The sequence below is a fragment of the Rubrilithobacter danxiaensis genome, assembly GCF_047272945.1.
GTDB classification, from domain to species: Bacteria; Bacteroidota; Bacteroidia; order Sphingobacteriales; family Sphingobacteriaceae; genus Rubrolithibacter; species Rubrolithibacter danxiaensis.
This window is the reverse complement of sequence record NZ_JBKOPS010000030.1, coordinates 1-2,429: the sequence shown is the minus strand read 5'-3', so window position 1 is coordinate 2,429 and position 2,429 is coordinate 1. Positions and strand designations below refer to the sequence as shown.

The 2,429-nt window shown below is 35.9% G+C and carries 3 protein-coding genes; all 3 read right to left on the bottom strand.

The window, feature by feature from the left end; translation table 11 throughout:
• Positions 1 to 236 precede the first annotated feature (236 nt).
• Genes ACLCDL_RS17835 through ACLCDL_RS17825 form a run of 3 tightly spaced genes read right to left on the bottom strand, consistent with a single transcriptional unit; the run spans position 237 to position 2,395 of the window.
• Positions 237 to 1,502 (bottom strand): Y-family DNA polymerase, encoded by a 1,266-nt coding sequence (locus tag ACLCDL_RS17835; protein WP_423149770.1) that lies wholly within the window; start codon positions 1,500 to 1,502, stop codon positions 237 to 239.
• Positions 1,459 to 1,938, bottom strand: coding sequence for a LexA family protein (locus ACLCDL_RS17830; protein WP_423149769.1), 480 nt, complete (start codon positions 1,936 to 1,938; stop codon positions 1,459 to 1,461). Before ACLCDL_RS17830 ends, ACLCDL_RS17835 begins: the two co-directional genes overlap by 44 nt.
• 28 nt (positions 1,939 to 1,966) lie before the next feature.
• Entirely contained in the window at positions 1,967 to 2,395 is a 429-nt protein-coding gene (locus ACLCDL_RS17825; RefSeq protein WP_423149768.1) for a hypothetical protein, read from the bottom strand.
• Positions 2,396 to 2,429: the final 34 nt, after the last annotated feature.

Genomic DNA, 2,429 nt, shown 5'->3' with positions numbered 1-2,429 from the left:
AAATGTGCCTCTCATTACTGTTACTTTAATAGCTAAGCTTTTAAAGTATAAAGGTGAGAGTTTTAGCTTTTAAAGAATAAGGGAAAGACTATCAGGTTCTAAAACTTACTATCGCCTCCTAGTATAAATAGTTTTTTCTTTTAAAGAAATATTTATTAAATTAAAATTAGTAATTGAGAGCGTTAATTTGAAAGGGTGCAGCGTCTTAGCTGCCCCTTTTGTATGAAAGGTATTTACTAACAAGCCTTAACAATCATTACATCTTCAATACGTGTAGTGTACCTTTTAGATAAGTATTCCTGTTTCATCTTCCATTTTTGATCAAATCCCATAGCTCCAAATTGAATAGCATTTCTACCCATTGATAGGTTAAGCTTATCAATTGCTTTTGTAGCTTTCGCAAGTCTCTGGCGTTTAGCTTCTCCTTTATCATCAAATAGCGCTGTCTGTACTTGAGTGTCAGGCCTTAAGTCTGTAAGATAAACTCCTACTTTTTGATACTCTGGACCTTTCTTGTAAATCTTGCGTAGTCCATAGATTGCATGTTCTATAAGCTCTGATGTTATATTCGTTGGAGTAGCAAGTCGTACATCAATACCAGCAGAGAAGATCTTGTTTCTTACAGCAAACCTGCTTGTATGAGCAAACACAAATACATTAGCACAAAGAGAATTCTGATTTCGAAGCTTAACTGCTGCATTTGCCACATACGTTGCTAGTGCTTCTTCCATTGGAGCAAGTTCTGTCTCGTTCTTTCCAAATGAACGTGCTGTAGAAATTCCTTTTTTATCAGGTGGATTCAATTCTATATCTATACAGCTTTCACCTCTAAGTTCTCTCCAGGTGCGAAGTCCTACAATAGTCATGTTAGTTTGTACATAGTCAGCAGGTAGGTTAATAAAATGAAAAGCAGTGTTTACTCCAATCTTTATAAGCTTAACTGCATATTTAGGACCGATACCCCATACGTCACCTATTTCTGTTTTCTTAAGTGCTGTTTCTATTTTATAAGCTGTATTTAGTATGTGTACTCCTGATTGTTTCTTTGCAATTTTATTAGCAAGCTTGGCGAGCGTTTTTGTCGCTCCAATTCCAACGCATACCGGTATCCCGGTATACTGCTTTATTTTTTGCCTTAACTTTTGTCCTAACGTTTCTAAGTCTTGAAGCTTATATTCACTCAAATCACAAAAGCATTCATCTATAGAATAGATCTCCTGCTCAGGAAAGAACTCTTTTATGATCCCTTTTACCCTGCGCATCATATCCTGATACAAAGCATAGTTAGAGGAACGCCACCAGATCTTACCTTGCGTGTGCAAATCACGAATAGTAAAGTAAGGAGTTGCCATCTTTACCCCTAATGCCTTTGCTTCTTCACTTCGGGCAATAGCACAGCCATCATTATTACTCAATACACAACCTGCTTTAGCTTGTAAATAAGGTTGGAAAACTCGTTCACAGCTTACATAAAAGTTGTTGCAGTCTATCAATGCGTACATTCTTTCTTTTTCTTTGATTTAATACAGTATGAGGTACTACTCCCCAAATCTCAAACTGAGTTTCAGGAGTACGTTTAATAGGTGAAAAGTTAGGATTATCAGGCATTAGGTATTCACTGCCTTTATGTTTGAGGTAGGTTCGTAGTATAAAGTCTCCATCCATTACACCTATTACCACATCCCCATTGGTAACTTTTAAAGAACGATCTACAACCAGGAGATCATCAGGAAATATACCTGATCCTGTCATGCATTCACCTTCAACGCGTGCATAAAATGTAGCATGAGGATAATGGGTAACATAAGCGTTTAAATCAATCCGTTCTTCTTCATAATCTGATGCAGGAGATTCAAATCCTGCATGAACCTTACTGCTTACTAATGGTATTAATGTAGTAGATTCTTCTACCTTTTGAAATAGCTTTACTTCTGTCATACGCTGCATTAAATTGTTGTTTCTTACCTCAAGCAGATATCAGTTCTTCTTTAAGAAGTTCTGTTTCTGTACTGTAAGTTGCAAGTCCTAATTCTGCTACATACTTACAATTTGCGGGATGACCCGGAGCAATAAATACAGGCATATCAAAACCAAGTTGGATATAGTACTGAGTTATGAAGTTTTGTATAGGAAGGCTATTTGCAGTTTGTTTTATAGCTTCGGTTAGTCTTGAAAGTGGTTTTAACAGAAGCTTAATCTCATAGAACTCAAAATGATCATATAAGGGAATCCAACGGCTTTGTTTATCAATTGTAACGTTTATTCCAGAATCTTTTATCCCTGTTAAAATACCCACCTGTTCATCAACTATTCCATTTTGATCTATTAAAAGAATCCTTTGGCCTATATACCTGGTATATATCATAAGCCTTTCTGAAACACTTAACTTGTTCATATTACAATCTAAACAGCAAATATAATGCTAAAAA

Bases quoted from the DNA above. Each gene is read 5' to 3' on its own strand.
- ACLCDL_RS17835 (WP_423149770.1), bottom strand. From the start codon at position 1,502: ATGTACGCATTGATAGACTGCAACAACTTTTATGTAAGCTGTGAACGA.
- ACLCDL_RS17830 (WP_423149769.1), bottom strand. From the start codon at position 1,938: ATGACAGAAGTAAAGCTATTTCAAAAGGTAGAAGAATCTACTACATTA.
- ACLCDL_RS17825 (WP_423149768.1), bottom strand. From the start codon at position 2,395: ATGAACAAGTTAAGTGTTTCAGAAAGGCTTATGATATATACCAGGTAT.